The sequence below is a fragment of the Bacteroidota bacterium genome (assembly GCA_041658205.1).
Taxonomy (GTDB): domain Bacteria; phylum Bacteroidota; class Ignavibacteria; order UBA10030; family UBA8401; genus UBA8401.
The window spans coordinates 2,738,306-2,756,201 of sequence record JBBAAO010000001.1; the positions used below are offsets into that span (position 1 = coordinate 2,738,306).

The 17,896-nt window shown below is 43.7% G+C and carries 9 protein-coding genes; all 9 read right to left on the bottom strand.

Going from position 1 to position 17,896, the window contains the following annotated elements; all coding sequences use genetic code 11:
* Positions 1–88 precede the first annotated feature (88 nt).
* The gene (locus tag WDA22_11325; protein MFA5834054.1) at positions 89–1,444 is read right to left on the bottom strand and encodes a sigma-54 dependent transcriptional regulator; all 1,356 of its coding nucleotides are present in this window, start codon (positions 1,442–1,444) and stop codon (positions 89–91) included.
* A 57-nt stretch (positions 1,445–1,501) separates the two neighbouring features.
* Positions 1,502–3,175: an ATP-binding protein gene (locus WDA22_11330; GenBank protein ID MFA5834055.1), complete on the bottom strand. Its 1,674-nt coding sequence runs from the start codon at positions 3,173–3,175 to the stop codon at positions 1,502–1,504.
* Positions 3,176–3,184: 9 nt separating this feature from the next.
* Positions 3,185–3,988, bottom strand: coding sequence for a hypothetical protein (locus WDA22_11335; protein ID MFA5834056.1), 804 nt, complete (start codon positions 3,986–3,988; stop codon positions 3,185–3,187).
* A gap of 29 nt (positions 3,989–4,017) precedes the next feature.
* On the bottom strand, positions 4,018–5,241 hold the full coding sequence (hybB, locus tag WDA22_11340) for a Ni/Fe-hydrogenase cytochrome b subunit (protein MFA5834057.1): 1,224 nt from the start codon (positions 5,239–5,241) through the stop codon (positions 4,018–4,020).
* A gap of 8 nt (positions 5,242–5,249) precedes the next feature.
* Complete coding sequence (locus WDA22_11345) at positions 5,250–6,020, bottom strand: 4Fe-4S dicluster domain-containing protein (protein MFA5834058.1); 771 nt, start codon at positions 6,018–6,020, stop codon at positions 5,250–5,252.
* Between the two features lie 15 nt (positions 6,021–6,035).
* Positions 6,036–6,686 (bottom strand): glycine cleavage system protein H, encoded by a 651-nt coding sequence (locus WDA22_11350; GenBank protein MFA5834059.1) that lies wholly within the window; start codon positions 6,684–6,686, stop codon positions 6,036–6,038.
* 438 nt (positions 6,687–7,124) lie between these two features.
* Positions 7,125–10,601: a T9SS type A sorting domain-containing protein gene (locus tag WDA22_11355; protein ID MFA5834060.1), complete on the bottom strand. Its 3,477-nt coding sequence runs from the start codon at positions 10,599–10,601 to the stop codon at positions 7,125–7,127.
* 115 nt (positions 10,602–10,716) lie between these two features.
* Positions 10,717–13,476 (bottom strand): FlgD immunoglobulin-like domain containing protein, encoded by a 2,760-nt coding sequence (locus WDA22_11360; GenBank protein ID MFA5834061.1) that lies wholly within the window; start codon positions 13,474–13,476, stop codon positions 10,717–10,719.
* Positions 13,477–14,026: 550 nt separating this feature from the next.
* Positions 14,027–17,824, bottom strand: a complete 3,798-nt coding sequence (locus tag WDA22_11365) for a CHRD domain-containing protein (GenBank protein MFA5834062.1) — start codon at positions 17,822–17,824, stop codon at positions 14,027–14,029.
* Between the last annotated feature and the right edge of the window lie 72 nt (positions 17,825–17,896).

Genomic DNA, 17,896 nt, shown 5'->3' on the forward strand with positions numbered 1-17,896 from the left:
TCTTAAACTGATGAGAAAATATTATTGAAGTTTGGTCTTTGAAACGTGAAAGCATATATTTGGTATAGTTGTTTGGAATTTGAACATTCTACGCTAGCGGTTTCTTTAACCCATATTTTGCAATCTTGTTATACAGCGTTACTCGGTCGATATCAAGAATGTCCGCTGCACGGGTAATATTCCATTTAGCTGATTCCAAAATCGCTTCAACATGCATTTTCTCCATCGCGGCAAGAGTATCATCTTTCGGTAACTCCAGTTTTGTTACATTCTGAAACGGAAGATCTGTTGCACGAATGGCCGGCGGCTGCGAAAGCACCATTGCCCGTTCAATAACATTTTCCAATTCGCGAACATTGCCGGGCCAATCATACCGTACCAGCATATCCATGGCGTCTCCGGAAATTTCGCTCACTGGTCTGTTCATGATCATTGCATATTTTTTCACAAAAAACTGCGCAAGCTGCGGAATATCCATCCGTCGTTCACGAATGGGGGGAATAAGGACACTAAAAACATTCAATCGATAATAGAGGTCTTCTCTGAACGAACCTTCTTTTATTGCTGTCTCAAGATTCCTGTTTGTTGCACAAATAATGCGGAAATCGCTTGAGAGTGTTTCGTTCCCTCCCACTCGAGTGAATTGTTTTGTCTCAATCACACGCAACAATTCAATCTGCATCTTCGGACTCACTGTTCCTATTTCATCCAGAAAGATTGTTCCACCATCCGCCATTTCGAATTTTCCTTTTCGTCTGTACTGCGCACCGGTGAATGCGCCCCGTTCGTGACCGAACAATTCACTTTCCAGAAGTGTTTCAGCAACTGCTCCGCAATTGACTGTAATAATTGGAAAATACCGTCGGGCGCTGTTAGCATGAATTGTCCGAGCGATCAACTCTTTTCCTGTTCCGCTTTCACCGCGAATCATCACCGTCGTATCAGTCTTTGCCACAGTCAGTGAAAGATCAATGACTCGTTTAATCTGGGGACTTTCGCCGACAATCTCATTGACACCCGAAAGCTCCGTGATATGTTCGCGTAAAATTGAATTCTCATCTTCGAGTCTTTTCTGCTGGATGGCATTTGAAACAAGATGAGAAAGATGGTCAGGATCAATCGGTTTTGTAACATAATCAAATGCACCATCCTTCAATGCCTGAACGGCACTCTCCACAGAAGCAAATGCCGTTGCCATAATCACCTGTGCATTTCTGTCAATCTCTCGGAGACGCTTCAACAGATCCAATCCGCTCATTCCGGGCATTTTGATATCCAGAATGACGACATCCCATGGACCTTTCTCCATCAGTTTTAGTGCAGCATTTGCATGCTCGGCAGCTTCAACGCGGAATCCATCCTGCTTAAACCATTTGGTAAGTGATTCACGGACGATGGTTTCATCATCAACGATAAGGATACTTGATTTTTTATTTTCTGACATAATCGTATCTCCTGCTGTGAAGATTTCCGAAGTTTTGAAAACTTCGGAAATCTGTGATTAACTACGTTGTATCGGAAGTGTGATGGTAAACGCCGTTCCCTTATTTGGTTCTGATGTTACTTCAATTTTTCCATTATGACGTTCGATAATCCCGTACACAACGGCAAGACCCAGACCGGTTCCTTTTCCTTCTCTTTTGGTTGTAAAAAACGGTTCAAAAATATGGGGCAAATCTTCCGGCTGAATGCCTATTCCGGAATCCGTAAGAATTAATCGAACATCAGCATCATTGTGTTGCAGCACGTCAATCGTAAGCGTTCCTTCGTTCTGCATTGCTTCAACGGCATTAATCTCCAACGCTAATAGAGCTTGTTGTATTTGCTCTCCATCGCACATCACATGAGGAATATTTTCACCGAACGTTTTCTTCAACTCAATATTGTTCATCTTCAAATGATGCTCGATCAGTTTTATACTCTGCTCTACTAATGCACAGATATTATTCTCTTTAAATTCACCGACTTTCCTTCTGGAAAAGAGTAGCAGATTTTTCACGATGTTTCCGCAGCGTGCGGTTTCGTCCGCGATCATTGTCAATTCCGACATGATCTCATTAATCTGTTCCTCCGTCAGGCCTGGTACGCTCACTCGTTTCCGAATCAGTTTTGCATAGGTCAGAATACCTTCCAACGGATTATTTAGTTCGTGTGCAACTGTCGCAGCAAGCGTGCCAAGAGAGACCATTTTTTCCACTTGAATAAGATTTGCTTGAGCACGGCGGAGTTCTTCTGTTTTTTTCTGCACCCGTTCTTCCAATGTTTGATTCAATAGCTGCAACTCATCCTGCGTCTGCTTTAATTTCCTCGTCATGTGATTGAAGGACTTTGTCAGAAAACCGATCTCATCCTTTGTTTGAACATCAATGGAATGATCGAGATCTCCGTTCATCACAGCAATCGTTCCTTCCGTCAGTCGATGAACCGGAATATTGACCATCCGCCATAAAAACAATCCGCAAAAAACAGTTACCACCGACAATAATGCAAGTCCACCGCCATATTGGACTATTTTCAAATCGGCAAGATTCTGTTCTGTTTCGGTTAGCGGGATCATCACATCCAGCACACCGAGAATTGTCTGCGATTTCCGATGTACATGGCAATCGGCTTCGTAGCAACTTCTTTGATTTTTAATAGGCGTAATAACACCGATGACATTGTGTCCGAGCGTAGACCGAAACGTTCGGACCAGTTCAACATTTGCCGGGGAAACGATATCGCTCTTTCCGGATAAATGACACGCAACACACGCTTCCGCATTCATATCCACGGTTGTGTTTACTTCTTTTTCAATGGTTGAGAAAGAGATTTCCCCCTTTTTATTGTAAATGCGGATCGATTCCATGCCGGGTTCGGAAGCAATAGTGTTGATAATGTGATATATATCTTCGCGGCGGTTGAGCAACATGCTGTACTGCGTTGACCGTTTTACGATATCACTGACACGTTGTGCGGTTGCGATGGAAATTTTTGTGAGGCGGTCGGTCTGAATTTCTACGAGTGCAAATGTAAGAACTCCAACCCCGATAACCATGATCACAAAAATTCCCGCGAGAAGTCGATACACAAGTAGGCGTGTATATTTCATAGCGGTTGTTGAAAGTTTAAACACTTTCAATGGTTGTACTGCGGGACTAAAAAAGGTACCGGGATATTGCTTCAATAACAACATCAATCTTCGTTAATGCGGACTCATCAGTCTTAAAAGAAACTTACTATAACGTTTTTCACCGATGAATTTTTCAATGTTTTCAACGCGCGTTCCTCCGTCGAGCATTGTGGCGCCCGCGGAATGTTTGTTTTTTTTCATCTCGTGCGAAAGATCATCAAGATCTTCCTGAATGAGTTCATCAAAATCTGCGGCAGTATAAAATTTCAGATCAGAAGGTGAACAAGCAGAACATGCAAGCGTCATCAGCCATCCTTCGCCGTACGGATCGCTCGTTACCAACGAAGGATGTTCGACTAATTTTGAATTGAGAAGCGATGCGATCCCTTTTTCATTGTTGTGAACTGCGAAGGTTGCTGCATCACGGATGATCCATGCATACGGTTCCCCGCGTCCAAGATGTGATGGTACATGCACTGTTGCGACACCGGTAACGGGATAAATCAACTGTGCCAGGAATCCATCAATTCCCATTCGGAACATTCCGTCGTGAAGTGATTTCATCCAAGTATGATTGGAAAAATAAATACGATCTTCCGGAAAGTTCAGTTTCTGCAACGGTGAAAGAAACCGTTGAAACTGATCCGCCTCAATAGCACCGCGTTCGTCGTTCATTCCGCTATCTGAAAAGTGCTGTTCCGATTGCATGGCAGCTTGTTCTGCAAATGTTTGATGCTGCTCCTGCATGATCAGATCAAACGGACAGGTTTCACATTCAAACTTGTTATTGCACAATTTGTAATTTACCAATCCGGCGTCCATCCACACACAGTGGTTTTCATTTTCCGGAATAATTGTATGCATGCTTGTTTTCATAATTCACCCAAACGGGATATCATGAAACATTAGTTGCGAATTTCCACTCGACGCATCGAATCTCCTGCCATTCGTGATACTGCTTCAATGTCGCGTTTCCATTCAATGGCCGCATGAGTGTTTTCTTTTTCTTCGTGATGCTCTTCATGTGTAAAGACAGGAAAATATTTTGCGATGAAGTAAAATGCGATGAATCCGGTCGTAACAATCATCATCGTAATGGTAAATTCTGTCCACGACGGTATATATGATGCACCGGACCAACCTTCCATTCCAGTGATGGCGATATTCATTCTGTTCATAATGAATCCGACAACTACCATAACGGCACCGATGAACAATCCATTGGCACTCTGTCGAATCTTGCGCTGTGTAAACATCGCAAACGGGACAATGACTCCAACGCTCATTTCCAGCCAATACATATATGTTTCCACTCGCGGTTCTGTCAGCAACGAAAGCATTTTCCTGTCTGCAAGGTCAACAAATTTCATGGTTGCATAGACACCGAGCATCACAACGCAGACACGAGATATTTCCGTCAACAGATTCAATTCTAATCCACGCTTAAACGCGCGGCTGCTTAAGAACGATTCAAAGATAATCATAGCACATCCGGCGGCGATTGCCGACGCATAAAAAAAGACGGGCATATAGGCCGAATACCAAAGAGGATACATCTTTTCCGGAACGATAAGATAGAGCGAACCGAGCGAAGATTGATGCAACGTGGAGAGTAACACTCCGATAATAATCAATGGAATGCTGATTCTTTTCACCATTTTGATGGTTCGCGTCATATTGAATTTTTCCAGAATTACCGGAGAAAATTCCAGGCCTAGAACAGTTGTATATAACATAACGCACCATGCTACTTCAAACATTACCGAACGGGGATTCCACATAATGATGGCGTGCCAGATCTGCAGCGGACGTCCCAGGTCGAACATTAAGCCAACAATGACAAGAACATAACCCAGAAATGCTGTTAAAATCGTCGGACGAATGATCGGTTCAAAACGTTTAATGTTAAAGATATAGACGATCGCCGCTAGTGTGAATCCACCAGCAGCAAGGCCAACACCACACAGAACGTCGAATCCGATCCAAATGCCCCACGGAAACTGGTCACTTAAATTTGTCGCCGCTCCGAGTCCTTGAAAGAAACGAACATATGTTGAATACACTCCGGCAAGCATAATGGCGGCAGCCGTGACTTTCCAAAATCCGAATGTTGAGAGAAATTTTTTCATGGCTTCACCTATTTCTTTCCGTTGGTAGAATGATTTATGTCTCGCATCTTTTGTTCGTATTCTTTCACTTCTTCGCGTCGATTGGTGATCCACCAGATACCAAACAACATCGCACCGCCAACGGAGACGACACCGGGAATCTTGGAAAGAGCATTCCACGTCAACTGCGGCAACGGCGTCGTCTGCAGTGATGTACGGAATCCAAGATTTTCAAACGGCACGGAAGAGAGATACAGCACCGATGTTCCGCCGACTTCTTTCTCGCCATAAATTTTCTGCACATATTTTTCCGGTTCAGCATTCATTCGTTCGTATGCTTCTTTTAACAACTCATCTCTGTCGCCAAATTTTGTTGCACCAGTGGGACATGCTTCCGAACATGCGGTCGGCAGTCCTTTGGCAAGACGCTCGTGGCACATCACGCATTTTTGTATACGCGGATATGTGCTGGACCATTCGTACCGCGGAACCTGAAACGGGCACGCCTGCATGCAGTATCGGCAGCCGATACATTTATCAACATCATAAACAACCGGACCTTCCGGCATTTTTGTGAATGCGCCAACGGGACAAACCGACGCGCAGGTCGGGTCATCGCAATGCTGACACATTCGGCGGACAAACACGCCGTCATATTCATTCAGTGCCGTGTACGCAGTCGGCGAAAGAGTTTTTTCCTCATCCGCCGGCATATGGTTCGCTTCCTTGCATGCTGCCTGGCAGGCGTTACATCCTACGCAAAGGGTGAGATCGATCAACAGTGCTTTTTTCTTAGACATGACATCCTCCGAAGGTTACTCAATGGTCAAGAATTCGTTTTCGAATTTCTTGCATTGATCAGGGTTAAGGTTATCCATAATACCATTTGCCGGAAGACCACCGTCTTGCATGAATGCGGGAACCGGTGTGGTAAGATGTGCGAAGAAATCGCGGAGTCTGCCCATCTCTTCTCTCAGCCAAACCCGGGTGTCATCGCCGAGATAGAATTGTCTGAGATCGTTTGTGCTTGTTGGCATGATAGTATAAGCCCAACCTTCGCTGAATAATGCTTCGCTGAGAAGCGACGGTTTTTTTACCAACGCTGCATTGGTATTATCCACTGTTCCATCAATCGGCGAACGAACGATCACCTCATTCTTCCCTTCGGAAACACGAAGGATCGGTTCACCTTTGCTGACATGGTCTAAATTATTTTTCAGCATGGTAATGGACGGAGAAGAAAACATGCGTGCAAGGAAATCATCAATACCCAACTGAACTTTTCCTGAGGGGAACAAGCTCAGCCATGTATGGGATTTTGTGAAAAAGATTCCCGCCGGAATGCGCATGGGAATCTGTTTTGGTGCAAATTGCGGCGCAACTGCTACAGCAGCTTTATTGCGTCTCACAAAGTAATCTATGGTCAAGAAGACCACGATAGTCGATATGAATAATAGTACGGTCATTGTTGGCTCCTTTCAGTTCTTGTCTTGGTATTGTTACACCAATACTACTGACAATCGCCGTGCCACATTACTTAACTGAGAGGATTATTTTTAGACTATAACTATTTGAATATAATAGCGTTGCAGGAGGTGATTTTTTAAAGCTGACGATGAATATTTGAACATGCGGAGATCGATGAATTATTCAACAGGTTCTTTTGGAATGGGGGGAGAATATGGGGGAATTTCTATACAATGACCAAATAGTGAATTGTTGAAATGTTGTACACTCACTGTTGAAAAAATGAACGTAATCTAGAGAAACGATGAAACAAACTGAACGTTCTAGAGACTTGACAAATAATTCTTGATGTAAAAATGAAATATCAGCAGACCGGACATAAAAAAAGGGCGGTCAAAAAAAAGACCGCCCTTGTTGGAACAATGACAATGATGATATTATTTCAGAAGCATCATTTTCTTAATGGAAATAAATGAGCCAGCTTCTATTCGGTAAATATACATACCGGATGCAACCGCTAATCCATTATTGTTTCTACCGTTCCATGATACTTGATGGTAACCGGCATTCATGTTGTTGTTCACTAACGTACTCACTTCCCTTCCTAACATATCATACACAACCAATTTTGTTGAAGCGTCGGTCGGTAATGCAAACCGAATTGTTGTTGTCGGATTGAAAGGATTTGGAAAATTCTGATCCAACGCAAAAGTTAATGGCAGACCTTCGATATAACCAAACACTCCTGTTGGAGGAGATACTGTTAGTTTATACCGGGCATCCTTGCCCCCTTCAGCTCCAGTGACATTGACGATGCGGATATAATATGTATCGGCAACCGCAACAGCATGGGCAATGGTTATATCGCTTCCATCGGTCTTACTTGCAGTAACCAACGCTGTTCCAAAAGCTCCTTTACGATAGATGCGAGCTTGTACGTTATTTAATGTTGTAGAGGATTTAAAAGTTTTCATTTGAACAAGAGCCGAAATGGTTTGCTTCGGTGCAGCGATCAATTGGAAATAATCATAATCGTTACCCGGAAGCCCAACACCCGGATTAAGCGAATTGGTTGTATCGGTCATGTTAAATGTAATTGGAGTGGCAACATTCATAAATCCGAACAACGGTCCATCATTCGGTTCATTTGCATCTGTTCCTTGTCCGTTGCGGACAAACAATTGATACGGACCTGTCGCATAGGTTGTGCCATCCAAGAATCCGCTGACTTTAACGAAATATTTTCCGGTATACGGTAAATTAAATTCTAATCGATCGTTGAGATTTCGGTCGACGTTGTAAAGTAATTTTCCCGTGCTATCATACAGATAAACATCGGCATCCGTTGACCCGGCGGCATCCGTCACATCTGCAAGAAGGTGACCTACCTGTGAAGTGAAAACGAAGTAGTCCGGATCACCTGTTGCACTTGAAAGCATACCGGTAATAATTCCATCCGGCGGCAGTTTTGTTGCAGTGTTCATTGCATCGTTTGGTTCTAATTCCATCGGATACGTTCCAACAACAACACCGCTTCGTACTGCTGCTACAGGAGTACCTTCATTGAACATACCGTTTACCGTCAACATTGATGCTCCCATTTTGAGAACTTTAAACCGAAGCGTAAAGAGTGCGCCGGAATCTTTCAACGCAACTGCTCCAGATCCGACAACTCTCATTGATCCTTTGTTAAATACATTTGATGTAAACGAATACCCAGCACTGATGGATCCAGTATTGGAAGCACTGATAAATTGCAGGGCTGTTGAGTCAACAAGAATATCAAAATTGAATCCTGTAATTCCCCATCCGGTGATATTGGGAACCATCACAGGAATATCCACTTCTGATTCGATCGGAGCTCGCGTCGTATCTTTTACATGAACCATTACTTCGGAAATTACATGGCTTTTATCAAGCGGGATTACTTGGTATCCGTTCGTAAACGGAGATGTAGATGCTGCATTGTATTGTCCTGCGACACCTATCACTGTATACGGAGCTTTCGGATTGAGTCCTGGTAAATCACCCCACTGAGCAAGACGCATCGTAGTAGAATCTTTACCATTATCCGTTACCATCATATTCAACGCACTGCCGCTTGCGCCAGCCGGAGGCCAAGCAATAGAACCCGGTGTTGGAACAACGTGTTGAATCATGATAAGCATATTCTCTACTTCTTCACCTTTTTTACCCCACAGAAGATCTCCAACAGTGACAAGACGCGGTTTGGGAAGAACTGCAGGTCCATTGTCACTGTAGACAAAATTGGTTCCACCTCCCGGGACAATCAATTCAATCTTACCACGGAAATGATCCAACTCTCCTTCAACCGTATAACCACGTCCTCGTGCAAAATTGTTAAGCACTGTACCAAATCTGAATATATTAACGCCTCCATCTTTATCCTGAATAACAGCGTCTAAACGATCCTGTGCAGTAATGCTGTCTTCTTGAATACAGACGCCGCTGATACGGATTCCATAGCCGTCATACAGAAGCACACCGTTTGTATCAACAGCGCGGGGTCCGTTTAGACTCAACGATGTTAAACCAGCAAAATAGCCACTTGTGCCGGACGTTGAGACAACGCCAAGATTGTCGGAAACTATAATGGAGTACGCGATGCGTTTGCCATTCGTATGTACCGATCCGGGAATCACCCCCTGATACGTTCCTTTGACGGAATCGCCGGTGACCCGTGACATTACAACAACAACAGGTGTAGCTCCATCAACAGTGTAGTTCATCCGAACGCTGTCCTTTGGAATGAACGAATCATCCTGTGCATCCACAAGGACGGTATCATTTTGGCCGGCTATCGGAATATATTGTGTTCTGCGGATATTTCCCGCAAATGGTTTCAGATTCGCAAGCAAAAGATTTCCCGTTTTATATGCAGCGATACCGTTATTATCAACCATTAGGAAAATTGTCATAGTGCTATCAGCTGTATTGTATTGAAGCTCAACATCACCGCCAATAGAGGATGTATTTGTGACACTACCAATTACGGGAGTTGTACCAACCTTAATAGCTCCACTCAGTCCATACGTAACATTTAATAGAACAGCTTTATGCCCATGTCCTGCAGTGGCTAAGCTTTCCACTGATGCAACCCATTTTCTCCCAGCCGCTACGAGGTATGTAATATCTGCTTGAAATGCGGGGGTTACTGTCGTTGGAACAGCATCTAAACGACCTGCACCGGTGCCGCTGTAGAGACGAATAGGATTTCCTGAACTATATCTTGACGTGAGAAAATCTCCGCCAGCGGTTAATTGCGCAATACCCATGCCTGCATCATTTCCGGTAATTTTGATAATGCTGGAATTTGTAAATGTTGTACCATCCGTTGTGGTAAAGACCAACACAGAATCCGTTCCAGTATTGTTTCCACCGACATAAATTACTGTTCCTGTTCCTGTACCAGCAACATCAAAGGCATCACCAAACCGACCGTTTTTATCCAATGGTCTTCCTGAAAAAGCAACCGTCGGTACTGTTGCACTGTTGTCATTCGCCCAGCGATATATTTTAAAAGTCGTATCGGCAGCTCCAATCGGTGTACCGACGAGATTGGATGCATATACAACACCGTCGGATGTTACTTCGATGTCTTGAAGGACACTTCCTCCACCTCCGGTAACTCCTGTCATATTGAGTGAATCGAGCAATGTACCATTTGTAGCATTAAAGACATAAATTCGAGGTAAATCTTTCCGTCCGACCAGATAATGTCCGTTCGAGCTGTTTAATGCAGCACCACGCATATTGTTTGTATTAAAACCTTGAATAGGCCAACTGGTGGAATCGATTTTCCATACTTGGGTAAATTGCGCAGACGCGGTGCTGACCAGAAACATCAAACAGGCTGCCAAGGCCACACTCATTAATATTTTTTTATTGTTCATACTGTTCCTCATAAAATGATTATTTTCAATTTTATTAAATATTACAATCACAGATTATGAATATGGAAGCACCCTAACATTGTGATGTGCTTCCATATCGCGCCCAAACGGGATTCTATTTTAACAACACCATTTTCTTAATCTGCGTGAAATTGCCTGCGATAATGCGATAGAAATACACTCCTGAAGCTACTCTCACACCGTTATGATCCGTTGCATTCCACATGATGCGATGCGTTCCTGCATCCTGCAGATCGGACACCAGCGTGAAAATTTCACGGCCTGTAATATCGTATATCTTTAGATCGACAAATCCATTGTTCGGCAATTGATATTCAATTGTTGTTGAAGGATTAAACGGATTCGGATAGTTCTGGAACAGAGCATAGTTATCAGGAATTTTTATTTGTCCGCCTCCCACACTTGTTACTTTCGAAATTTGAATATCGTTCAGCAAAATATTCCTTACGGTGAAATTAATATTTTCTGATGTCTGAAGCACTTCCGCTTCAATCGTCAATATTTGACCGCCATGAAGTATCGCTTCTCCGCTGGCCATAGCAATTGAGACAGAACCCTTTTCAACATTCGATGCCAGCGCAAAATCTTTCGTAAGTGTCACCGTAGAAATACTTAGGACTTTTAGCTGTGACGAATTGAATTCAATTTTCATTTCCGCTGAACGTAATCCTGCAAGTTCCTGCGGAACAGAAATTGGAATGGTCACTATCCTGCCGGAATTTCCTTTTGCAGAAGCAATAATGAGTGAAATAGGTGCTGCTTCGTTTTCATTCACATTGGTCATTGGCGGTAAAGCCTGTTTCCACGGAAGGAACGGAATTTTACCGACAACATGAGCAAGCATGACGCTTGCATCTACAGCATCGGTTGCTGTTCCTTCGTGAGACAAATTAACGTCTGATACAAAAATCTGCTTTGCATCCAATGTTCGTGTTGCAACAGCATGCTGCAAAACCCAAGAAGCATCCAACACCGATACGAAACCGTTTCCGGTAACGTCTCCGCGGCCGACTTCTTCACCAATTCTCCCATAGGGATTATATGATACATTATCTAAATTCAGTACCCACGGTTGCGAACCATTAGGAGCAAAAAACCATACTGCGTCAATGGATGCGCGGGGACCTTTGATCTTTGATAAACCTGACGTTACAACCCACGGTGTCCATTGTGAAATATCTTCGATGTTCCATTGATAGAGATGCCATTCACCATCGCTAATGACGGGAAGCATCACCGAACGTTTGGTTGCCGGATCTGATGGATCATCAATTCCAATAGCTACCATTGCGCCAGGCGGTGCGGTATTTGTTTTCATCCAGTAGCCTACCCAACCGAATGGAGCAAGGCTGTCGTTGCTTGTGGGTGCACCTACGCCGGAAAGAAATCGGCAGCTTAAATCTGTAGTGAGTGCGGGATTATCCACAAGGCGTACTTCAACTGAACCGCCGTTCCCGGAGGCCGAATACATCGGTGTCCACGCCGCGGTCGACGATGCATCGATACCAGCAGTTGAACCTGAGTAATTTGGTGCTACATTAAAGTGTCCTGCCGTTTTATCAAAAGCGTCTATGATTTTTGTTCCATAGTGACTGACACTAACGGGCAAGCTGGAAACTAATTTGGTCGGAACACTTGAGGGCGGAACGTACATCCTTACCCACTCGTTGCTCGCATTTGCATAGTAAATATTTCCCAAGTAGTCGGTTGCAATAGCAATATTGTCCGTCGCTGTAGAGCCATCAGGCAAGAAAAGCTTTGTTGAAGTTTTCGCAGCAAAATCAAGTTTAAATACGCCGCCGCTTGCGTCACGAACGCGCGCATATATAATATCATCTGCGTTTGACGTAAAATTTGTACCGCGGAAGACATTCATATGCGTTACCCGTGCCGGCAATACGAGTGTATCTAGCACAAACATCGTATCGACAGTTAAGCGGCCTCTGCTGACATTCGTATATGTTGTCGATGATCCGCCGTATGAAAAATACACGTATCCGGAATCATCAACCACCACATCCCGGACATATCCAGCTCCCGCTGTTTGAAATACCGTATCAACAACACCAGCCGGTGATCTTCGTACCAGTCGATTCCCCGTCGCTATTAATAACGTTGGACTTCCTCCCCCTAGAGCAGCAATTCCACGTGGAAAATCAAAGCCAGCGGTGTCTTTTAAGGTTTGCACAAGCAATCCGTTTTGAAAGACAAAAATATTTCTTCTGCTGTTGTTCGACGCATACAGATTTCCGTTCTGAGAAGTGGTTAAATACCACGGATCTGAACTTGATATATATGCATCAGTTCCGAATGATGTAAGACTATCACCGGCCGCGCTTGCAACGATCAGTCGCGAATACGGAGAGGATGCTTCAGACAGGATAAGATTGCCAAACCATGGATGCCCGGGGACGTTTACCACTTCAATATCTCTACTTGAAAGTCCCGAACGGACTTTGTTTTGCCACGCTTTGGCCCAAGTGGATGAAGAATTCCCCGTATCAGATGTAAATACTTCAAGCATGTATCTTCCCGTTAATACAATATTACCCTGGTCATTTTTACCGTCCCACGCGATACTGTATGTTCTTGCTGTGTCGTTCAGTAAAGGAGGAAAAGCACGAACGACCGTGTTCCCCGATTTGATTCTCACAAGTACAGTATCGGCATGACCGTTCAATGTAAACCAGATACGCGCATTCGTTCCGTCATGAAATGAACCATCAAAAGCAATCGTGGAATCAGGATTTGTAATGCGTATTCCTGAAGCATACGTACCGGCATATAACGCATTTCCCGCTCCAACCAGTAGCACAATCATTACGACTAGAGTTTTTAGTAAAATTTGTTTCATGGTGAATCCTCCTTTATTACGTTCGGAGATGAGTGATGGATTAGTTTATGGTAGATATTTTTTCCGACATCAATAAGACACTACACCCTTTCATGTTCGTAACACTGACAAAGATTCCTCTACAGAAAATCTGTACAGTGATGTTCAACGTTAAGGAATTTGTAATGATGTGTAAGGAATGGTAGTAACAATCGTTTCATTATTTCTCGCTCATGTTTTGAGGAAATAACTATCATGTCACGTTGGTATTATTGTGGTACCATCGTGAACATTTCGGGGAGTACATGTTGGAGCTTCTTCTGGTGCTGTTGCGAATATGAAGAAACCTAGTTCTATAAGCAAGCGAATAAAACCGTTGTAGAAATTCTAAACTATTTTGGAGATGAATAATTATACATTTTTAGTATAAAACCGCTTCCAATTATATTTTTCAGAATTTTTTGTGGAGAAGAATATACAAAACAAGATTGTCCAATCTTATTTTTAAAAATAAAAAAAGCCGAATGCTTATTCAGCATCCGGCTTTTTTATTTTGTTACTGTAACGGATCCTATTTCAACAGCATCATTTTTCTTGTTGAGACAAATGATCCTGCTTCAATTCGGTAGATATACATACCGGATGCAACTTGCTGTCCGAAATTATTTTTTCCATTCCATTCCACTTTGCTTGTTCCGGACACAACATCGCTGTTGATGAGTGTTCGAACTTCGCGACCGAGAATATCATAAATCTTCAATGATACTTTCGCATCGTTCGGCAGAGCAAACTGGATGACGGTTGATGGATTGAACGGATTCGGATAGTTCTGCTCCAAAGAAAATTCTGCCGGAATAACTTCGCTTACGCGTTTCACGGCAGTCAATGTTCCCTGTCCCGGTTCTAATTGTCCTCGAATTTCTCCTCCGGGATTTGCTGCTGTATGGATGTTCACATACAATCCGCCATTAAAGAGCGAATCAAGCAGTGCTCCGGTAAGCGGTTGTGTTGCATCCGTCGCTTTCCAAGATCCGGATGAGTTACCATTGGCAAACGCAATATTTTTCACCACACCGCCATTGATACCGCGTTGTGCGTTATGAAAATGCGAATTCGTAACAGCACCGGTAAGACCATTCACGGTGAAGTTATATTTCACTTCATCCTGACCGGGAGAGACAACTACCCAGCCTGTACCTTTTCCACCGCTGTTTGTTTTTGCCTGTAAATTATCCAAACCGACCGCAATTCCGAATCCGGTGACAAGCTCAATTTGACCGCGAATTTCGCCGCCTGGATGAGCTGCAGTATGGATATTAACGTATAAGCGTCCACGGACCAATGCCGTTACTAACGAATCATTCAGTTTATTGGTAGAATCCAGCGTGGACCAAATACCGGATGCTGTGTTTCCGAAGAAGTTGAGCGGTTTCAGGACCGGACCGTTTACACCTTTGGCTCCGTAGTGAATATGTGCTCCCGTAATCTCACCGGAAAGACCCGCAACTGTTATCCGATAGTGAATTGCTTCTTTTTCACCGGCATGGAATAACATCACAGCTGTTCCACGACCGGGTTTGTTTGTTCCCGCTAATGCGCTATCCAACATAGCGGCAAAACCATACCCACCAACAAGACGTACTTGTCCGCGAATTTCACCACCGGGATTTTGTGAGGAATGAACATTAACGTATAAACGACCGCGCATCAATTCTGCAATCAATTGATCCGTCAGCGGTTGTGTTCCGTCTGTTTTCTTCCATTCACCCATCGCCGTACCGTTGACGATCGTAATGTCTTTTACGACACCGCCGTTCGAATCCGGAGCAGCATTATGGAAATGTGCAGCGGAAAGCGTTCCTTCAAGTCCCTCAATCGTGACGCTGTATTTTACAGTGGAACGATCTGGTGAAAGGAAGACTGCTGCTGTTCCATTTGCGTGTGAGGATGTCTTTGCTTGTACACTATCCAATACAGATGCAAACGCAATACCGTTGCTTGGATACACCTGACCTCGGATTTCGCCGCCGCCAAATGTTGTCGTATGGACATTCACATACAATTTTCCAGCAAAAAGTTCTGTCAGCATTGCCGGTGAAAGCGGCTGGTTAGCATCCGTTGCTCTCCAGAATCCGTAGGCAGTGCTTCCATTAAATTTAATATCTTTTACCACTCCGCCGCTAACACCTGCCGCAGCATTATGGAAATGTGCATTGGAAATTGTTCCGCTTAATCCAGCAACAGTAACTTGATACATCAATTCCATTCTATCTTCACTCAATACGAATGCTGCCGTGCCGACACCTTTTCTTCCGCCATTTCCTGCTTGTACTGTATCCAGCAGTGCACCGAATGTGATATTTGCCGGAGCAAATGCAAACGGAGGAATAAATGGACGTGGTTTGAACAGACGAATATCATTTGTATCACGTGGTAACCATTGATAGCCAGAAGTAAATGGCGAAGAGTTGTCAAACTGTCCCGCGGGTCCAACAATCGTAATTGGATATACAGGTTCAGGAATACCGTCAATATTGGTATCACTGTCAATACGCATGGTTGTTGAGTCACCGCTTTGATCTTTAAAAATCATATTAACGCTGGTGCCAGCAGCAGGCCATGCAGGAGAGCTTGCCGTTTTGGTAACATTACGGATCTCAACTAAAGAATTTTCAAACAACTCGCCATTATTTAAAAGTTCTTTAATAGTAACCAACCTCGGTTTAATGGGAGGTGCAGGGCCAAGATCGGTGAAATCAATTCCCGGATCATTAAATTGGAATTTGCTTCCACCACCTATAGGATTATCTGTTGTTCCGGTGATAATGTATGCGTTGCCACGTTTCACATCAAACAGCGGTCCACCCGAAGGTGTTCTAAATATTGTCACGCCGCCGAGACTATCCTGCGCAACAATTTCGTTGTTGGCAACTTGGAAGATACTATCTTCAACAGTCACAACTCCTTGAGTTCGAATGCCGTAACCTTTAAATAAAAGTACACCGTTAGTATCAACTTCACGCGGTCCACCTTTATATGCAAGTTTTGTTACTCCTGCATAATATCCAGGAACAATAATTGTAGCATTAACACCTGCTCCGTCAGTTACCTCAGCACGGAAATTGATTCTTCTGCCGTTTCTGTTTACCGATGCCGGAACAACTGCGCGGTATACTCGTCCGTTAGACTGACTCAATGTGACAAACGCAGAGTCAACACCGGCAGTATCGCTTACAGATGTTCTGTGTCCGAAATATTTTAATTGTGCACTGCCGATAGATTTCATCGTCAACAAATTGAAATAGACCGTGTCATTTTCACCCGCATTCGGAATAAAGGGAACACGACTATTGAATGTGACACCGGGAGCGGACAACGGAATACTAAACTTCCCAACTGCATTATTTGTACTAAAGACATACAGTGAAGAATCTGCTGCGGAATAAATAACATCTCCCGTTGCATTTGAATTTGGATTATTCCCTAATGATGTTGTTGCTGCAACAACATAGGATGATGCACCGCCGGCGGTGATATCAACAACGCGTACAAGCGAAGGGTTTGTAGCGCTTGCATTGCCGGAATACATTCCAAGAAATTTTCTGGAGTTGAATTCAAAATATGTTGCTGTTGTGAAACCGGTCGCCGCAACACCTGTAGGAATGGTATCGAGAACATTACCGCTTGTGTCAAACTTCATTGCAGCTTTTCCTGATGTGTTTAACCAGAATGAACCAAATCCATTAGTTTCCGGTCCGATTCCCAATACACCAGTAGCCCAGCCTGTGGGAACAATTGTTTTGCGAAGAACCAAAGTATCACCTGAGCGTTTGAATACATTCACGGCACCCGGTGTGGTGTTTCCGGAAAGATAGACATACGTACTTTCACCGGCACCGACAACGGTCAACGCATCACCCATTCTCGGTCCTCTCACTGAATCAGCAAATGCTATTGTCGGAGCAGAACTTTCGTCAGCCCATGTATAAATTTTTACTTGTCGCTGAGTTGAATCATTGACAGTCGTTTGAAGATTTGAAGTGTAGATACGCCCATCATTTGCCACACCGACTCTCACAAACGTGAATGTTCCGCCAGAGATGCCAGTCATATTCAATTTGCCGATAGAATCACCGGTTGCAGCGTTAAGAATAACGACAGCATTAATCCCGGTTTCTCTTGAAGCAACAAGAACGTGTTTAGTGACTGGGTTGTATGCCATGCCGCGAGTGTTGCTCGACGTGGCATTCAACCACGATTTACCGGCAGGTACAAGCCATTTTGATGGTATTACACTTTGAGCGTTTGTTATTGCGGACATTAACATCATTCCAAACAACGCGCAAAATAGTAATAAGGATTTTTTCATGATGCTCCTTACGTTTGTTATGTAAATAGTGAATTGTAAAAATTTTATAGAATTGCAGTCAATGAGGGTATT

Coding starts and splice junctions, on each gene's coding strand:
- WDA22_11365 (MFA5834062.1), bottom strand. CDS start 17,824: ATGAAAAAATCCTTATTACTATTTTGCGCGTTGTTTGGAATGATGTTA.
- WDA22_11325 (MFA5834054.1), bottom strand. CDS start 1,444: ATGTCAGAAAATAAAAAATCAAGTATCCTTATCGTTGATGATGAAACC.
- WDA22_11330 (MFA5834055.1), bottom strand. CDS start 3,175: ATGTTGTTATTGAAGCAATATCCCGGTACCTTTTTTAGTCCCGCAGTA.
- hybB (MFA5834057.1), bottom strand. CDS start 5,241: ATGAAAAAATTTCTCTCAACATTCGGATTTTGGAAAGTCACGGCTGCC.
- WDA22_11350 (MFA5834059.1), bottom strand. CDS start 6,686: ATGACCGTACTATTATTCATATCGACTATCGTGGTCTTCTTGACCATA.
- WDA22_11345 (MFA5834058.1), bottom strand. CDS start 6,020: ATGTCTAAGAAAAAAGCACTGTTGATCGATCTCACCCTTTGCGTAGGA.
- WDA22_11335 (MFA5834056.1), bottom strand. CDS start 3,988: ATGAAAACAAGCATGCATACAATTATTCCGGAAAATGAAAACCACTGT.
- WDA22_11355 (MFA5834060.1), bottom strand. CDS start 10,601: ATGAACAATAAAAAAATATTAATGAGTGTGGCCTTGGCAGCCTGTTTG.
- WDA22_11360 (MFA5834061.1), bottom strand. CDS start 13,476: ATGAAACAAATTTTACTAAAAACTCTAGTCGTAATGATTGTGCTACTG.